Origin of the sequence: Paenibacillus sp. J53TS2 (assembly GCF_018403305.1) — a bacterium.
GTDB classification, from domain to species: domain Bacteria; phylum Bacillota; class Bacilli; order Paenibacillales; family Paenibacillaceae; genus Fontibacillus; species Fontibacillus rhizolycopersici.
The window spans coordinates 39,530-56,039 of record NZ_BOSK01000015.1 but is presented as its reverse complement, the minus strand read 5'-3'; the positions used below and the strand labels follow the sequence as shown (position 1 = coordinate 56,039).

At 51.5% G+C, this 16,510-nt stretch carries 12 protein-coding genes; 7 read left to right on the top strand and 5 right to left on the bottom strand.

Annotated elements, in window-relative coordinates:
• Positions 1–166: 166 nt before the first annotated feature.
• The gene (locus KJS42_RS21590) at positions 167–1,909 is read right to left on the bottom strand and encodes an alpha-glycosidase (protein WP_213624100.1); all 1,743 of its coding nucleotides are present in this window, start codon (positions 1,907–1,909) and stop codon (positions 167–169) included.
• Between the two features lie 616 nt (positions 1,910–2,525).
• Between KJS42_RS21590 and KJS42_RS21585 the strand changes: the two genes are divergently transcribed.
• From KJS42_RS21585 to KJS42_RS21570, 4 genes are all read left to right on the top strand, one after another.
• Complete coding sequence (locus tag KJS42_RS21585) at positions 2,526–3,845, top strand: sugar ABC transporter substrate-binding protein (protein WP_213624099.1); 1,320 nt, start codon at positions 2,526–2,528, stop codon at positions 3,843–3,845.
• 89 nt (positions 3,846–3,934) lie between these two features.
• Positions 3,935–5,236 carry a carbohydrate ABC transporter permease gene (locus KJS42_RS21580; RefSeq protein WP_155607478.1) on the top strand — a complete coding sequence of 434 codons (1,302 nt, stop codon included), beginning with the start codon at positions 3,935–3,937 and terminating at the stop codon, positions 5,234–5,236.
• Complete coding sequence (locus KJS42_RS21575; protein ID WP_155607477.1) at positions 5,233–6,078, top strand: sugar ABC transporter permease; 846 nt, start codon at positions 5,233–5,235, stop codon at positions 6,076–6,078. The genes KJS42_RS21580 and KJS42_RS21575 overlap by 4 nt, the downstream gene beginning before the upstream one ends.
• Before the next feature lie 95 nt (positions 6,079–6,173).
• Positions 6,174–8,249, top strand: a complete 2,076-nt coding sequence (locus KJS42_RS21570) for a methyl-accepting chemotaxis protein (protein ID WP_213624098.1) — start codon at positions 6,174–6,176, stop codon at positions 8,247–8,249.
• 318 nt (positions 8,250–8,567) lie between these two features.
• On the opposite strand, the gene KJS42_RS21565 is transcribed toward KJS42_RS21570, so the two are convergent.
• Positions 8,568–10,277: an alpha-amylase family glycosyl hydrolase gene (locus KJS42_RS21565; protein ID WP_213624097.1), complete on the bottom strand. Its 1,710-nt coding sequence runs from the start codon at positions 10,275–10,277 to the stop codon at positions 8,568–8,570.
• A gap of 492 nt (positions 10,278–10,769) precedes the next feature.
• Between KJS42_RS21565 and KJS42_RS21560 the strand changes: the two genes are divergently transcribed.
• The 3 genes from KJS42_RS21560 to KJS42_RS21550 all read left to right on the top strand — a co-directional run bounded on the left by KJS42_RS21560 (position 10,770) and on the right by KJS42_RS21550 (position 13,883).
• Positions 10,770–12,161 carry an L-cystine transporter gene (locus tag KJS42_RS21560; RefSeq protein ID WP_193416733.1) on the top strand — a complete coding sequence of 464 codons (1,392 nt, stop codon included), beginning with the start codon at positions 10,770–10,772 and terminating at the stop codon, positions 12,159–12,161.
• Positions 12,162–12,349: 188 nt separating this feature from the next.
• Positions 12,350–12,961 carry a sigma-70 family RNA polymerase sigma factor gene (locus tag KJS42_RS21555; protein WP_155607473.1) on the top strand — a complete coding sequence of 204 codons (612 nt, stop codon included), beginning with the start codon at positions 12,350–12,352 and terminating at the stop codon, positions 12,959–12,961.
• Positions 12,930–13,883 carry a DUF4367 domain-containing protein gene (locus KJS42_RS21550; protein ID WP_213624096.1) on the top strand — a complete coding sequence of 318 codons (954 nt, stop codon included), beginning with the start codon at positions 12,930–12,932 and terminating at the stop codon, positions 13,881–13,883. The genes KJS42_RS21555 and KJS42_RS21550 overlap by 32 nt, the downstream gene beginning before the upstream one ends.
• 345 nt (positions 13,884–14,228) lie before the next feature.
• On the opposite strand, the gene KJS42_RS21545 is transcribed toward KJS42_RS21550, so the two are convergent.
• Genes KJS42_RS21545 through KJS42_RS21535 form a run of 3 tightly spaced genes read right to left on the bottom strand, consistent with a single transcriptional unit; the run spans position 14,229 to position 16,479 of the window.
• Positions 14,229–15,497 carry a hypothetical protein gene (locus KJS42_RS21545; protein ID WP_213624095.1) on the bottom strand — a complete coding sequence of 423 codons (1,269 nt, stop codon included), beginning with the start codon at positions 15,495–15,497 and terminating at the stop codon, positions 14,229–14,231.
• An 11-nt stretch (positions 15,498–15,508) separates the two neighbouring features.
• Positions 15,509–15,997: a prepilin-type N-terminal cleavage/methylation domain-containing protein gene (locus KJS42_RS21540; protein WP_155607470.1), complete on the bottom strand. Its 489-nt coding sequence runs from the start codon at positions 15,995–15,997 to the stop codon at positions 15,509–15,511.
• Positions 15,994–16,479 carry a type IV pilus modification PilV family protein gene (locus tag KJS42_RS21535; protein ID WP_213624094.1) on the bottom strand — a complete coding sequence of 162 codons (486 nt, stop codon included), beginning with the start codon at positions 16,477–16,479 and terminating at the stop codon, positions 15,994–15,996. The genes KJS42_RS21540 and KJS42_RS21535 overlap by 4 nt, the downstream gene beginning before the upstream one ends.
• Between the last annotated feature and the right edge of the window lie 31 nt (positions 16,480–16,510).

The window sequence follows — 16,510 nt, the reverse complement described above, 5'->3', positions numbered from 1 at the left end:
ATCCGCCTTGTGATCAGGGTTTTTTCATCGAAATTAAACATCATTGGGAGTAAATAACTGTTCGAATTGCGCAAACGATTTACCCAAAAAAATGACCGGCCATTTCCAGAAGGAATTAGGCCGGTCACAAAAAAGGTGAAGCTTGATTTAGCGTAGGAAGGATCGTTTACGCCAGAGTCAACACGGCATAACCGTAAGCCGGAAGCTTAACGGCGAGCTTGCCGTCGTTCGTGCCGTAGGTTTGACCGCTGAAGGCGTCGCGCCAAGCTTGCCCGGCCGCAGGAACCTCGAGGATCTGTCCGGCATCGTAGTTGTTCAGCAGGACAAGCACTTTCTCTCCGTTCAATACGCGTTCATAAGCGAGCTTCGAGCCTTCCTTCTCTGCGAGCAGGAATTTCAGGCTGCCGGTGCGTAGCGGAGCGAGCTGCTTGCGAACGGCGATCAGCTTCTGGTAGAACGCGAACAAGTCGCGATCCTGACGTTTCGGATCCCACTCCATGCACTTGCGGCAATCCGGATCCTGCCCGCCGTCAAGGCCAACTTCGTCCCCGTAATAAATGCAAGGCGTTCCGCTGTAAGTAAACTGGAACAGGGCCGCCAGCTTCATTTGGGCTTTGTTGTCTTTGCATAACGTCAACAGGCGAGGGGTATCGTGGCTATCAAGCAGATTAAATGCCACTTCACTTGCCTGAAGAGGGTATCGGGACAACTGCTTGCCGATCGCATTGGCGAAACCTTCCGCATCGAGCGTGCCGCGCACGACGAAATCAAGCACGGCTTCGGTGAACGGATAGTTCATCACGGCGTCGAATTGGTCCCCTTGCAGCCAGCCGGAGGATTCGTGCCAAATTTCGCCCAAGATGTAGGCGTCTGGGTTAGCAGCTTTTACCGTTTTGCGGAAATCGCGCCAGAAAGCATGATCCACTTCGTTAGCTACGTCCAGCCGCCAGCCGTCGATTCCGACTTCCTTAATCCAAAACTCGGCGACTTTCAACAAGTATTCTTTGACTTCCGGGTTTTCGGTATTCAATTTTGGCATCAGCGGTTCGAACGCAAACGTATCATAGGTTGGTACGCCGTCCTTCACTTGCAGAGGGTATTCGCGCACGTAAAACCAGTCTTTGTAGCGGGATTTTTCGCCCTTTTCCATCACGTCCACGAAGGGAGCAAACGTCTTACCGGAGTGGTTGAACACCGCGTCGAACAACACCTTGATGCCGCGTTCATGACAAGCCTGCACCAGCTTCTTGATCGTGGAAATGTCCCCGAAATGCGGATCGATCTTCATATAATCGGCTGTGTCGTACTTGTGGTTGGTTGTCGCTTCAAAGACCGGGGTGAAATAGATTCCTGTAATGCCCAGTTCACTTAAGTGATCAAGGTGATCGATGACGCCTTGCAGATCTCCGCCAAAGAAGTTATCCCGTTCCGGCTTGCCGCCCCAAGGCAATGCCCCTTTCGGATCGTTGCTCGGGTCGCCGTTTGCAAAGCGTTCCGGGAAGATCTGATAGAAGATGGCATCCTTCACCCATGCAGGCGGCGTGAACACGTCGATCGGATTAATGAACGGGAACTCGAACAGCCGTTCAGGACCGGCCGGACGTTCCTTCGTAAATTCGCTTTCCGTCATCCAGATTTGCTCTTCGCCGGATTTCAGCAGGAAGCCGTATCTCGTCCGGCGCAGCGGCGGTTGATAAGCGCATTCCCAGTAGTCGAACATCTCGTCGCTGATCATGAGGGTCATCGGAATCAGCTCTTTGCTTTGATCCCACATGTATTTGTCTCCAACAAAAGCATAAACCTCGGTGAGATCGTTCTTCTTGGCTCGCAGGCGCAAATGGAGTGTTCTGTTGTCGTAAGCATAAGTCCAATTGAGTTTGGGACGATGATATACGGCCTCGAGTAACATAATAAATTCCTCCTAAATCGGTTTTTAGATCGCTTCGTCCGCCAGGCTCCGTCCCCGGCTGTTTTGTGCATAAGCAAAAAAAGCACATCCAAGCCAAGTAACGGGCCGAGGATGTACCTTTCGATAACAGCGCCTTCAACTTATTGAACCGAGCGGCAAAGCTAGTATTGCTCTCATTGATCCGGATTATAACACTGTTCAAACCATTGCACAAGACAGAGGCACAAAGAGAGTGGTATTGAATGAAAGTATGGAAGTAATCGTAGACAAAAAGGACAAATACCGCTTGATACATAGGGGGAAAACGCGAAAACATGCCTCGAATGCTAGCGTATGGCAAAGTCGTGAATACATAAAAAATGCGAATATCGGAGAAAATAAAAGAGAGAAGGAGAAAAGAAATGATTTACCCCCAGTTTAGGACTGTGCAAACGTTTTTACAAGTAGCATGCCATGATGTATGATGTGTTACGTGGATAAAGCGCTTTCGGGCGGGAAATGCTAAACTATTGGAGATAGAAGTCGCAACGGCGAAATAGTTTCAAGCACTTTCTGAAAACGTTTGCGCAAAATTCTTGAAAAACGTCTATATAAACATTTAGGAGGGGTTATTGTAATGAAGTTCAAAAAAGCATTGACCTTGGTTGCGGCGCTGTCCTTGGTTATTTCCATCACAGCTTGCGGATCGAATAATAACGGTGGCAACAACGGAAGTGCGAATGCTCCGGCGAACCAAACCGAAAACACTGGAAATGCGGGAACTGACAATGCTTCCGCAGAGTCGATCGTTCCGGAAGACGGCGCGGAACTGGTCGTTTGGGAAAGTAAAGAGGAGAAAGTATTTACAGAAGAAATCGCCAAACAATTTACGGAGAAATACGGCGTAAACGTAAAAATCGAAGAAGTAGCTCCAACCGATCAAATCGGTAAATTGACGCAAGACGGACCATCCGGTCTCGCTGCCGACGTTCTGATCGTTCCTCACGATCACTTGGGCAACGCAGCAACCTCCGGTCTGATTTTGGCGAACGACGTGTTTGCCGAAGAAACGACGAAGAACAATACAGAAGCTTCGATCCAAGGCGCAACTTTCGACGGTACGCTCTATGGTTATCCGCGGGCAGCCGAAACGATGGCTCTGTATTACAATAAATCGATCCTTCCCGAAGCGCCAAAAGACTTCAGTGACGTTATCGAGTTTAGCAAAACGTTCACCGACAAGTCGAAGAATAAATACGGCATCATGTGGGAAGTTGGGAACATGTACTTTAACTATCCGTTTATTGCCAGCACGGGAGGCTACCTGTTCGGCGATAATGGCACAAACCCTGACGATATCGGCTTAACCACCGATGGAGCCATCGAAAGTATGAAAGTGTTCCAAAGCTTGAAAGAAATTCTCCCGATCAATAGCGGCGACATCAACCCGGACATTAAACGCAGCTTGTTTAACGAAGGCGACGTAGCAATGGACATCAACGGTCCTTGGGAATTGGCCGGCTACAAGGCAGCTCTCGGCGACAACCTGGGTCTGGCTCCTTATCCGTCCATTAACGGCAAAACGGCGATCACTTTCTCCGGGATTAAAATTTGGGTCGTGAACTCCTTTACGAAATACCCGAACGCAGCGAAATTGTTCGCGAACTTTGCTTCCACGAAAGACGCTCAATTGTTGCTGAACGAAAAAGTTGGCGCAGTACCTACGAACCTTGAAGCGCTGGAAACTGATCAAATCAAAAACAATCCTTACGTATCGGCGTTTGCTGAGCAAGCGAAGAACTCGCAGCCAATGCCTTCTATTCCGGAAATGGCTAACGTATGGGCTCCTGTAAATGCGGCACTGCCGGAGATTTGGAATAATAATGCCGATCCGAAAGAAGCTATGGAAAAGGCCGCAACGCAAATTAAGGATTTGAATAACGGAGCGGCTGAATAAGTAAACGACGTACGAGGGAAGCGATCTGCCCGCCGCTGTTAGCGGCGGGTCATTCCTTAATTTCCCGTAGGAGAGGAGAAGGAAGGGAAATGGACCGACACAAGAGAAACGCGACGATCCTGTCGATACTGTGCATGGGGCTCGGTCAGCTGTATAATCGGCAGATCATCAAAGGTTTGTTGATGATGCTGATTGAAGCGTTCGGGATCACTTATTTTATTCGTAATTTGGGCAATGCGGTTTGGGGTATGATTACGCTTGGCGAAGTGCCTAGAATGCTTGTCAAAGGAAAATGGGTGGATGGAGATCACTCTATTTTCATCATGATTCAGAGCCTGATTACCTTACTGTTCTTGGCGGTGTTCATTCTTGTATACGTCATGAACGTCAGAGACGCCCGCAAAATCGGGGAAGAGAGAGATAAAGGCAAGAAGTCAAATAACTTTAAGCAATCGGTTCGCTATGTGCTAGATTATAAATTCGCTGTTGCTTTTTTGAGTATCCCCGCTGTCGGGATTTTATTTTTTACCGTGATGCCGATCATCTTTATGATCTTGCTCGCGTTTACCAACTACTCGGCGCCGAAGCACATTCCGCCAGCCATGCTGGTTGATTGGGTCGGATTCGGAACGTTTAAGAATCTGGTGGCGCTAAAAACCTGGAGCCATACCTTTTACGGCGTCTTAACCTGGACGATTATCTGGGCGATTTTGTCGACGGTAACGACTTATTTCGGCGGGTTGCTTGTGGCCTTGCTTATCAATCAGAAGGGCATTCGCTTTAAGGGGCTATGGAGAACGATTTTAATTCTTCCTTACGCCATTCCGCAGCTGATTTCGCTGCTTGTCATGAGAAATATGTTTAATGGCCAGTTTGGTCCGATTAACCAATACCTCGGATATTTCGGGCTAGGCGGATTACCGTGGTTGACTGACCCGTTCTGGGCGAAGGTTACGGTCATCGTCGTCAATATGTGGGTCGGGATTCCGGTTTCCATGCTGCTGATCCTGGGCGTGTTGACCACGATTCCGAAGGATCTGTACGAAGCGGCCGAAGTGGACGGAGCTACCGGATATCAGAAGTTCAGAATCGTTACGCTTCCGATGATCCTGTTCACGACCGCACCGACGCTCATTACTCAATTTGCCGGTAATATCAACAACTTTAACGCCATCTTCCTGCTAACGGGCGGTGATCCGGTCAAAGGCGATTATCAATACGCCGGGGCTACCGACCTCCTGGTTACGTGGCTCTACAAACTGACCTTGAACCAAAACAAATACAACATGGCCTCTGCTATCGGGATCATTATTTTCATCATTATCGCTTCGTTCTCGATTTACAACTACCGCAGAACCAAGTCGTTTAAAGAGGAGGATATGATCCAATGAGCGGACGGAAAATACGAAACGCGATTCGGCTGGGTGCCAGTTACGTGATGCTGGTTATACTGTGCATTGCCGCCGTTTACCCGGTGCTATGGGTCGTCTTCGGTTCTTTGCGGCCAGGTAAATCGCTATATAGCAAAACGCTGATTCCGGAGAAGTTTACGTTTGATCACTATACCGAACTATTTACATCGAAAACGTATTTGTTTGGCACCTGGTACTTAAATACGCTGAAAATCGCTGTTTTCTCCATGCTCCTGGGCGTGCTGCTGACACTGCTCACCAGCTATGCGTTATCCCGGTTTCGGTTCCGTGGACGCAAAACGGCGCTATCCGGGATGCTTGTTCTGGGGATGTTCCCGGGCTTCATGAGCATGATCGCCATTTACTTGCTGCTCAGGGAGCTGCAGCTTCTCGATACGCATATAGCGCTGATTATCGTGTATGCGGCAGGGGCCCCGCTCGGTGGTACGTTTATCGCGAAGGGCTTTCTCGATACGATTCCGCGATCGCTTGATGAAGCAGCGCGGATTGACGGCGCCAGCAACTTCCTGATCTTCCGGCGCATCATCCTCCCGCTGTCCAAGCCGATGCTGACTTATATGGCGTTAACCCAGTTTGTCGGTCCATGGGTTGACTTTATCTTTGCTCGGCTCGTGCTGCGGACGAAGGAAAACTGGACGCTGGCGGTTGGCATGTGGGATATGGTCAGCAGTAACCAAAACAGTAACTTTACCTTGTTTGCCGCAGGGGCGGTTCTGATCGCACTGCCGATTACCATCCTGTTCATGTTCCTGCAGCGGTTGCTTGTTGACGGCTTAACATCAGGCGCTAGCAAAGGATAACGCAGCAAGAGAGAATAGACACCCGGGTATAGCCTCAGTCGAGCTGGGCTATACCCTTTTTTTGTATACATATATTGTAAAAGGGGATGCGGGGTATGAAGAAGCTTCGCGGTCAGTGGCATTGGAATTCCGTGGGTTTGAAGATGTTTGTGATTGTATTTGCTGCAGTTGTATTGTTGTCGGCAGTACTAGGATTCAGTTCTTACCGGGCGTCGCGGGAAATTATCCGTGAGCAGGTGGCATCGGCATCCACTCAGGCGGTGGAGCAGGCCGCGGACAAGCTGGACTTTCTGTTTGACCAATATGAGGCGTCCTCGCGGCAGTTAGCCGTCGATCAAACGTTGCGGAGCGATTTGGAAACGGTTAACCAACCGGGGATCGGAACCGTCGCCAGAACGAAAGCCGAAGATCGAATTCGTAAGAAACTCGATACGTTGAAAGGGGCTGACGATCGACTTCAAGGGGTGCGTCTGGTCACCAAAGGTCTGGAGGATGTGAAATCGTATAAGTCCTCGGGGGTCAGCTCGGTGCGTACGGACGAGGCGGTGGAAGCGCGGGTGAAATCGGTGCTGGAGGCCGAAGGAGAACCCGTATGGTTTCCGGCGTTGCAGAAGGGCTTTTTTGGCGCCTACACCGAGCCGACGATTACGATGGCCAGGTTGCTGAGGAACATGAATCACCCGGAGGCGGAGTACATCCTGCTGTTTGAGATCAAAGCGCAGGCAGTGGGCGACATTTTGGGTAACCTGCAAATTGGAAAGAGCGGTCAGGTTCGGGTGCTTACCGCAGATAACCGTATTGTCCATGCGGCGGATAAGACCCTCTTGGAAACGGATTCTGTGATCCAGATTGACGCGAAGCATGCACAATCGGGAGAGAGCTCATTCCAAGCCGCGGATGAGCAAGGGGTACAGCAACTGGTCGTCTATAGACAACTAAAGACGGTCGACTGGAGAATTGTGGGGTATGCCCCGGAGAGTGATTTTCTGAGTGCGGCGGACCGGCTGCTGGTCGTGATGTTATTTGTGCTATTGGGTGCCGTAGTGGTTGCCGTGCTGATCGGCTATTTACTGGTGCGCATGGTCGGCCGGCCTTTGGAGAAGCTCTGCCGTTTGATGGAGGAAGGCGAAAGCGGGAATTTGCAGGTTCGCACTCATTTCAAGGGACGAGACGAAATCGGACGTTTGGGCCACAGCTTTAACCGGATGTTAGAGCAAATATCTCGGCTGGTGGAACAAACGAACGTGTCTGCGGCAGAATTGTTGACTACGGCAGAGAATCTGACGAGAGCCTCGCGCGACACGTCGCAAACCGCTGCTGAAATTGCGCAAGCAACCGGGGAAATTGCAGCCGGGGCGGAAAGCCTGGCCGTGGAAGCGGAGAAAGGAACCGAGACGGCGGAGAGAATCGGCAACCAGATGGGCCGGGTGGCTCAGGTCAACGCGGCGATGGACGAATCGGCTGGCCGGGTCATCGACGTGAGCCAACGAGGGGAATCGTATATGGAACAGCTGGTGGAGAAGACCGAATCGGTAGCGCGTATGACGGCCTTGCTGGAGGAGAATTCGGACAAGCTGAGCCGCAGCACCCGCTCGATTCGATCGATCCTCGCCCCGATGGTTGAAATGACGAAGCAGACGAATATATTGTCCCTCAACGCTTCGATCGAAGCGTCCCGAGCCGGGGCGGCCGGCAGAGGATTCATGGTCATCGCCGGAGAAATTCGCGAGCTGGCTGCAGCTTCGGGCGAATCGATCCAGACGGTGTCGGCGATCACCGAGGAGATCCAAGAGGCGATCGGACAAACCGTTGAGGTGCTGACAGGCATTTCCCCGTTGTTTGCCGCGCAAACGGAAGCCGTGAAAGAGGCGGCCGGCATCTTCCAGAACGTCAAAAGGGAGATGGAGCAATTTGTGACGGAGATCCGGAGTTCATCCACCTCCGTTCAGGAGCTGCTGCATTCGCAATCGATCCTGCATGATTTCGTCGATACGGTCAGTTCCGTTGTGGAGCAAACCAACGCCTCCACTGAGGAGGTTGCCTCGATGTCTCAGGAGCAGCATCGGGTTAGCGCCGAACTGGTCGATCTGTCAGCTCGGCTGGAAGAGCTGGCAGCTCAATTGCAACGTTCGCTTAGCGCGTTTCAGGGAGAACGAGCGGGGAGCCACTAACTAGTTTGCATAATTAAAAACGCTCCGGCGTTGAAGGAAAGCTAGGCTTCCTTCCGCCGGAGCGTTTATATTTTTGGCAGGCAGCTAACGGACTCAGGAGACGTTATTTGGGTTTCGATTCGCTTTGAATGCTCGATTTGGCCCGAATAACGTCACTGGAGTCCGTTACGTCAAGAATTTCGCATTATAGGATAGAATAACGTCATTACAGTCCGTTACGGGCCGTTACGAGGCCCATGTAACTGCGGTATGTGAAGTCGGAACGGAGCGACACCAAGTTGGGGCAGCGGCAACTCGGTTGCGATAAAGCAGCGAGCTTTATTCCAAAATGGCCGTCGAATATGCCGGTATTCCTAGCGTGTTCCCGCTCAGCTCCGCCCCAATGCTCGTTTCAGCCAGCAGCTTGGCGAAGCTCTTACCGTCCGCTTGATTCGGGTCCAATGTGAACGTAAGTTTGTCACCGGTCAGATTGTGAACAACCAGTACGGCCTGGTCCTCCGTGATGCGCACAAAGGCCGTTATTCCCGGCTGGTCCGTTTCATATTCCTGAATGGCACCGTCTTTGAGCGCGGGAAACTCGTTCCGGATCTGAATCATCTTGCGGTAATGCGACAGCAACGAAGCCGGGTCACCGGCTTGTTCGCTTATGCTAAGGCCTTTCTTGCCGGCATTGTACTCCGCGGTCTCCCAGGTCGTTTGCCCTTCGCTGTCGTCCTGCGTCCAGCGCATCGGCTCGCGGATCAGCTCATCAGGCTTTGCGCCATACATGCCGATTTCCTCGCCATAATAAATAAACGGGTTGCCGGGAAGTGTCAGCAGCAAGCTTGCCGCCATCTTCGCATGCGGTAAATCCCCCTCCAGCTGGGTCATGACCCGGTTCTGGTCATGGTTGGTCAGGAACGTGGCGTCGACGAATTGGCCGCCGGATTTCTCGCCATACAGCTTATACGAACGCTCCAGAGTGAAGGGGATATTCGCATCTTTTTCCGTCTTGACGCTGCTGAGAATGGTTTCGGCTAAGCTAAAGTTGAACCCGGAATCCAGCGCCTGATCCAAATAGGAAGCGATTAGCGCCGCCGAAGGATCCCATACCTCCCCCACGAGATAGGCGTCAGGCTTAACTTCCTTTAACCCGCTACGGAACTCCTGCCACCAGGCAACGTTCTTGTCCGTGGTCGCTTGGCTCTTATCGGTCTGCAGATCTTCATAGATATGCTTTGCGGCGTCTAGTCGGAACCCATCCACACCCTGCTTCAGCCAAAACTGACCTGTCGCGGTGATTTCTTTCCGTACTTTCGGGTTATCAAAATTGAGATCGGGCATCCCTTCCCAGAATATACCTAAATAGTGGTCGCCTCGCACACTATGCCAAGGGTTACCGCTTCCAGCGGCGCTGGAGCCGGACGTGGCCGTTCCGCTATCCTCGGCCCATACGTACCAATCCCGATAACTACTGGATTTATCGGCAGCCGCCTCCTTGAACCAAGGGTGCTCCTTACTGGTATGGTTGACGACCAAATCCATGATGACCTTGATCCCGCGTTTATGCGCCTCGTTCAGAAACTCACGGAAATCGTCCAATGTACCATAGTCCGGGTTAATCTGCTGATAGTCGGTCACATCATAGCCGTGGTAACTTGGCGAAGGGTTAATCGGCATCAGCCAAATCCCGCCGATACCCAGATCGGAGTTGGTATCTGGGTTTCCGTCGTTCAAGTAGTCGAGCTTGCGGGTCAAGCCTTTGAAATCTCCGATGCCGTCGCCGTTCGAATCGGCGAAGGAACGGACGAAGACTTCATAGAATACCGTAGACGGTTGGGGATCTACGGCATCGGCTGTAACAGCTTTCGCACCCCCGTCCGAGTTATGGCTTGAATCTGCCGTTGTTCCCGTGTTGTTGTCCTTTGGTTTCGGGGTTGAGGCGTTGCCGTCCGGCGTTCCGGTGCAACCCGCCAGCAGCAGCAGGATGAGGACAGCGCTTCCAATCCGCCGTAACTTCGTACGTCGGAGAAGGCCTGTGGTTTGCATGGATCATCTTCCTTTCCGAATAGTCCCTTTATTTCACCATCATACCTGACTTCATGACATTATTAAAACGTTTGCACAAATGAAATCGATGAAAATTCGGTGTTTTTTTAATAATACTCATCATTACCTTCTAATTTCTCAGTAATACTCCCTACTTCATTCAAATAGTGCTGATTTAAGGGATAGAATATAGAACAATCCTATTCATTTACCTTAAAATAAGCCATAATCGTTAAATCATCACCTAATAATAATGCGCAAACGTTGGAACTCGACTATGATGAACGGATTCACTGTATGGTATGGCCGCTGGTTTACGGTCTTATACGAGAGGATGGAACGTCTTCAATTCCATGACAAGCTCTGTAAAAATTAATCCTATCAAAATACTCGTATATGTGATATCATACGATTTGTAATTCGCATCTGGGCGTTTGCCCAGCGGGTGCGAAGACGAATTTATGTATTATTTTTTCAGGGGGAGATCTGATTATGGATACCTTGCGTATCATCATTAATGTAGCTGTCATGCTGGTGCTGATCGGCGTTCTGATTTGGATGCAGAAGAAGCACGTTTCTTTTACAAAACGGGTATTTACCGGGCTGGGCCTTGGGCTGGTGTTCGGCATTATCTTGCAGTTGTCCTATGGGGCTGGCTCGGAGGTTATTGCGAAGTCAACCGACTGGTTTAACTTGGCTGGCCGAGGTTACGTAGGGCTGCTGCAGATGGTCGTGATTCCGCTGATCATGGTATCGATCATCTCAGCGATCATGAACCTGAAAGGCAAGCAGAATTTGGGCAAAATGAGCGGACTAATTATCGCGGTGCTGTTGATTACGACGGCGATCGCGGCGAGCGTCAGTATCGTGACCAGCTTGAGCTTCGATCTCAAGGCGATCGAAATCCAGGCGGGCGAACGGGAGCAGGCGCGCGGGACGGCGCTTGAGGAACGGCTCGGTACGGTGGAAGACAAGACGATTCCGCAGCAAGTGCTGGATTTCATTCCGACCAATCCGTTTGCGGATATGACGGGCGCGCGGAGCACCTCGACCTTGGCGGTCGTGATTTTCTCAGCATTTATCGGGGTAGCGGTGCTTGGGTTGGATAAGAAGAAGCCGGAGCAGGCAGATACGTTCCGCAAAGTGGTTGAAGCGGTTTATGCCGTCGTGATGCGGATCGTTACGCTGGTGCTGCGTTTAACGCCTTACGGCATCTTGGCATTGATTACGAACGTCGCGGCCACAACCAATGCGGAAGAGATTTTGAAGCTGATCAAGTTCGTCGGTGCTTCCTACGTGGCATTGATCGTGATGTTTATTATTCACCTGATCCTGTTGGCCGTATTTGGTTACAATCCGATCCAATATGTACGTAAAGTGCTCCCGACGCTGGTGTTTGCGTTCACCTCGCGTTCGAGTGCCGCAACGATTCCGCTGAATGTGGAAACACAGACTAAACGTCTGGGCGTACCGGAAGGGATCGCCAACTTGTCGGCTTCATTTGGCGCAACGATCGGGCAAAACGGCTGCGCCGGGATATATCCCGCAATGCTGGCCGTCATGATTGCCCCAACCGTAGGAATTAATCCAATGAGCTGGGACTTCATTCTGACGTTGATCCTGGTTGTTGTCATAAGTTCGTTTGGAGTCGCCGGCGTCGGCGGCGGAGCGACGTTTGCTTCGCTGATCGTGCTGTCGACGATGAACTTACCGGTCGCTTTGGCAGGCCTCTTGATCTCCGTTGAGCCGTTGATCGATATGGGCCGGACTGCCTTGAACGTCAATGACTCGATCACCGCGGGTGTGATCACCGGCAAGATCCTCGGCGAGAACGACACCGAGGCATTCAAACGCGACGTGGATCTGGACGTCGTGACTGCGTAATCTAAAGCAATGAGAATAAATCCGAATTCGAACCGCTGGGCGTAAGCCCGGCGGTTTTTTTGTAGGCAAGTGTAATGATTACCGGGTTTTAAACGTATTAACATGCGGATGGCTTGGAGGCGGCATCCTGCCGCGCGGAGGAAGTGGCCCCAAGAAATCCGTCCCTTGAAGAAAGGAGGGAAAGGAACATGCTGCAGCAGCGCGCGCTGTTTCCATCCGTGAAGGAGCAGGACAAGCGAGACCAAGAAGAGCGGACAGCCGTATCGGCCGATACGGAGTTTGAAGTGATTTTTGAAACCTACTATACCCGAATCTTTAAATATATTCGCTTCCGGGTGGACTGCGATTATACGGCAGAGGATTTAACCAGCCAGGTCTTCGAGAAGGTATTGACCCGCTATGGTACCTTTCGGGCAGATCGCTCCCCGTTTGAGGCATGGCTGATCGCCATAGCCCGCAATACGGTAAACGATTATTACCGTAAGCAGCAGAGACGGAAGTGGTTTTCCCTGGATCTGTTTAAAGAGTCTCCATCTCGAGAGCAAGGGCCGGAGGACCGGACCCTCGTCCGAGAAGCGGAGACGGAAATGAGTCGAGCTTTGCAGACGTTAAAGCCCCAGGAACGACATTTGATAGCCCTCAAATTCGGTGCTGGTCTGAAGAATGTTCAAATTGCCGAATTTATAGGCTTAAGCGAAAGCCATATCGGTGTGATGCTGTTTCGCGCTACGAAGAAGTTAAAGTTGGAACTTGAAAGGGAGGATAAGGATGGACAACCAAGAACAATACCGCCGTTTTGAAGCTGAAGTGGACGCACTGCTGGAAGGACGCGAGGATCCCGTGAGTCAGACCGGAGAGTACGCCGAGTTGGTAGCTTTCGGAGGAGCGCTTGCCGCTGCCGAACTGGGTGCGGGAATTCATAAAGAGGCGGTAAAAAAGCGGATCACGAACCCTACTTCTGCTCGCGGCGCCGTCCGAGGTTTTACGGGTCGCAAGCTTGCCGGAGCGGTGGCTGTTGCCGCGGCGCTGATTCTGGTCATCGGGATCGGATTTACGCCTTCGTCGTTTGCCAGCGGCTTGCTCGATCGGATTATTTCCACGGTTACGTTAGGACATATCACCGTCTATCAGGTCGAATCTCCTTCGGAGGAAGCGTTAATCCCGTTGCCGGAAGCATTGCAGGGCAAAGTGTTCACGAAGGACGGTAAACCCGTCTACGAGATGAACTCGCATACAGGGACGTTGTATACCGCGGATGGCGAGGAAATCGCCGGATTTGACAACGAGGAAATCGTGACCAAGGCCCAAGCGGAAGCTGAGGTGAAGGAAGGGATTCTTACGTTGTCCGACCCGGAAGCCTTGAGTCAACACACCGCATTCCAGGTCAAAATGCCAGCGTTCTTGCCAGAAGGTTACGCCTTTAAACGGGCCGAACAATATCTCGACGAACAGGGGACAGCGAGCCCGAAATACATCAGTTTGTATTTTGCCGAAGCGAGTAACGGAAATGAAATTTACATTCAGCAGCGGCTAGCCGAGGAAGAAACCGCTTATGCCAGCTCTACGGAGGGAGCGGTAAAGAAGACCAAGATCGGTGGTGCGGATGCTATCATCGTGAATGGGAATTCGATTGCTTGGGAGGCGGATGGCGTGATGTTTGATCTGATCGCCAAAGGGTTAGACGAAAGCGAATTGATCCGGATCGCGGAGTCTTTGAAGTAAATTGCAAAGAACAAACCGGCTCGCGATGGCGGCCGGTTTGTTTGTGCGCTGCGTTAGGCTCATCGGCTCATCGCATGCTATTGGTCACTAGTGGTCACTCTAACGGACCTGAGAGACCTTATTTGCCCCAAATTGGGCCTTTCCAAATTCTAACGGACCGTAGAGCCATTATTTGACCGAAAATCCCGTGCATGTAGCTCAAAAACGCCAAATAAGGTCTTTGGGGTCCGTTACATTTTTATAGCTGGCTGTTATCCCGAAATAACGGCGTTGGAGTCCGTTAGAATAGCTCGAGCGCTCCCGTGCGCTATTTCACGGCATAAAGTGTTTCCGCGCTGAGGCCATTCAGTTGATCACAACGTTCTTCTCTTCAAACTTGATCTCCGACGGTTTGTCGGGGGGCGTAGGGGGAGCGGTGGAGCCGTTGATGATGACTTTGTCGTTACCGTTGATATTTAACGCTCCGTTCGTATAGACGCTGCCCGCTAGGGTCGAAGGGGAGTTCCCGTTATTCAGGTTGACCGAACCCGCAGCGAACAAGGCGAATTGATTGCTGCCATTGAGGTTGCCGTTTGAGGTTCCCGTTAAATAGATGTTTTTCGCCAGTAACGTACCGCTCGTGTTTAACGTGCTTCCGTAGAAATCCCCAGTTATGTTCACCGTAGGATCGCTGTTAAAATTGGTTGTGCCGTTTACTTTTATCCGGCTGCCTTGTAATTTCATGTTGTTCCCGCTGTTCATGAGCAAGTCCCCGCTAATGTAGATGATCCCGCTGGCAACAATCGAGGAATTAGCCTCCATCGTTACCCCGCCGTTCACCCAAAGATCGCCATCCACCTTTAAAGTGACATTGGGCATCAATTTGATCGAATTCAATACGGTTGATTTTGTGTACTTGGCGTTGGCTTTGACCTCGAAATCCAGGGGTGTGGCCGGAGTGGAAAAGAGGGCGGATTTCGTCGTCTTCATTTCCTTATCAACCTGATGGACAATGGAGGAAATATCCAGCTTATCCGGTGGAGTTAAACCAGATCCGCCCGGAATGGTAGGGGATACAAGCACTCCGTTGATTTTGGACTGATTGTTGGCGACGGCACCTGCTGAATAGACGTTGCCATTGATCGTCGTTCCGTTCAACGCCAGGGCTCCAAAGCTAACAACGGCATACCCGCCCGTTCCGGATCCCGGGGAAGGATCGCCCGGGGTGAAGGATAGCGTAATTGCCACCTTCCGCCGAAAGGTTTGCGTAATTTTGTCGGACACCCCGTCGGCTTTGACAATGGCGACATATCGCTGGTTTTCCTTGTCCAAAGTTACCGTATCTGACTCTACATAAGGAGCGGCGGCAGCTTTGACATCCTCCAGCGTGACCTTGTCCTTCTTCATCAGCGCCATCACGGCAGCCCTGAGTTCGGAAAGCTTGATCAACAGCTTCGTTTCGCCGTCGGCTTGAGCGGAGACGATATCTTCAGAGACGTTCACCATGCCTTGGGAGTTTGTCACCGACTGCATGACCAAAGTGCCCACCACGAGAAGGAGGGCAACCAGAAGCAATACGGAGATCAAGGCATAACCTTGCTCTTGGCGAAAAGCGGCTTGTCCTCGTCCTTTCATCCCTACGCACCTCACGATATAAGTTTTATCGAAACGAATAAATAGATGGGTTCCACCTTGGGCTCATTCTTGAGCGCAACTTTCAGGTTCAGAAGTAAATCGTTGGGTCCCTTGGTGAACGTGGTGCCGGTTAAATCCAGCGTTTCGTCGCTGAACCGGACACCGTCAAGGAGAAGCTGTCCACCGTTCAGTTGGAAGCGGATCGTCTGGGTTGCCTCCGAAAGCGCGTCGGTGACCACCTCAGCCTGAAATTGGGTAAAGCTGCTTCCAGAACTTGAGATCGCCGCGGCGTTTCTCAGTTTGGCCTGGAGCGCGGAACTCAGCGTAATCGCTTCATTTCGCAGCTCGGTTTCATGGTTGACTCGTCCAAAAGCGAACAGCGAGGTGGTCAATACGGTGGACACCAAAATGACCAGGAGACCGGACAAAGCCAAAGCGGCCAGCAGCTCCACGAGTGTGATGCCGTCTTCACGGCGAATCAGCTCCATCCGAAGCTTCATGGTAAACTCCCTCCCGCAGCAGTCGCATAGTTCTTCTTGACGGCGCCAGTAATCGAGACGTTATGCCTATATTTGCCGGCTCCTTGGGACGGATCGGGCTGCCAATAGGCGGTTACGGTGATGTACAGAATGTCGGGATTGGAAGCGTATTTTGAATTGCGGTCACTGATCTCTGTCGTCAGGAGGTAGATGTCCTTCGTCGCATTAGGCAGCGTACCCGGGGGGCGGTTGGCCCAGGTTTGCAGCACTGAGAACTCCATGGCCTGAATCTCGTGCAGATGGGCGTTGGCCAAATGGGTCGCAGACAGGCGTTGGTTCGTAAGCTTGCTCTGCGTGGCGCTGTTCGTGAAATAGGATAGAAAATATAAGCTGACGATCGAGAGAATAACTAGCGCAAGGGCCACTTCGAGTAGCGTCAGACCGTCTTCCCGAGCAATCGTATGCCGAAGGGAAGATTTTTTGGGGTTTAAGGCGGATTTCATGACGATCCACTCGCTTTCAAACGGTATAAAA

What these genes read in the sequence shown, in the direction of transcription:
- KJS42_RS21540 (WP_155607470.1), bottom strand. Translation starts at nt 15,997, where the DNA reads ATGAAGCTTCGGATGGAGCTGATTCGCCGTGAAGACGGCATCACACTC.
- KJS42_RS21560 (WP_193416733.1), top strand. Translation starts at nt 10,770, where the DNA reads ATGGATACCTTGCGTATCATCATTAATGTAGCTGTCATGCTGGTGCTG.
- KJS42_RS21550 (WP_213624096.1), top strand. Translation starts at nt 12,930, where the DNA reads ATGGACAACCAAGAACAATACCGCCGTTTTGAAGCTGAAGTGGACGCA.
- KJS42_RS21585 (WP_213624099.1), top strand. Translation starts at nt 2,526, where the DNA reads ATGAAGTTCAAAAAAGCATTGACCTTGGTTGCGGCGCTGTCCTTGGTT.
- KJS42_RS21590 (WP_213624100.1), bottom strand. Translation starts at nt 1,909, where the DNA reads ATGTTACTCGAGGCCGTATATCATCGTCCCAAACTCAATTGGACTTAT.
- KJS42_RS21555 (WP_155607473.1), top strand. Translation starts at nt 12,350, where the DNA reads ATGCTGCAGCAGCGCGCGCTGTTTCCATCCGTGAAGGAGCAGGACAAG.
- KJS42_RS21535 (WP_213624094.1), bottom strand. Translation starts at nt 16,479, where the DNA reads ATGAAATCCGCCTTAAACCCCAAAAAATCTTCCCTTCGGCATACGATT.
- KJS42_RS21580 (WP_155607478.1), top strand. Translation starts at nt 3,935, where the DNA reads ATGGACCGACACAAGAGAAACGCGACGATCCTGTCGATACTGTGCATG.
- KJS42_RS21570 (WP_213624098.1), top strand. Translation starts at nt 6,174, where the DNA reads ATGAAGAAGCTTCGCGGTCAGTGGCATTGGAATTCCGTGGGTTTGAAG.
- KJS42_RS21565 (WP_213624097.1), bottom strand. Translation starts at nt 10,277, where the DNA reads ATGCAAACCACAGGCCTTCTCCGACGTACGAAGTTACGGCGGATTGGA.
- KJS42_RS21575 (WP_155607477.1), top strand. Translation starts at nt 5,233, where the DNA reads ATGAGCGGACGGAAAATACGAAACGCGATTCGGCTGGGTGCCAGTTAC.
- KJS42_RS21545 (WP_213624095.1), bottom strand. Translation starts at nt 15,497, where the DNA reads ATGAAAGGACGAGGACAAGCCGCTTTTCGCCAAGAGCAAGGTTATGCC.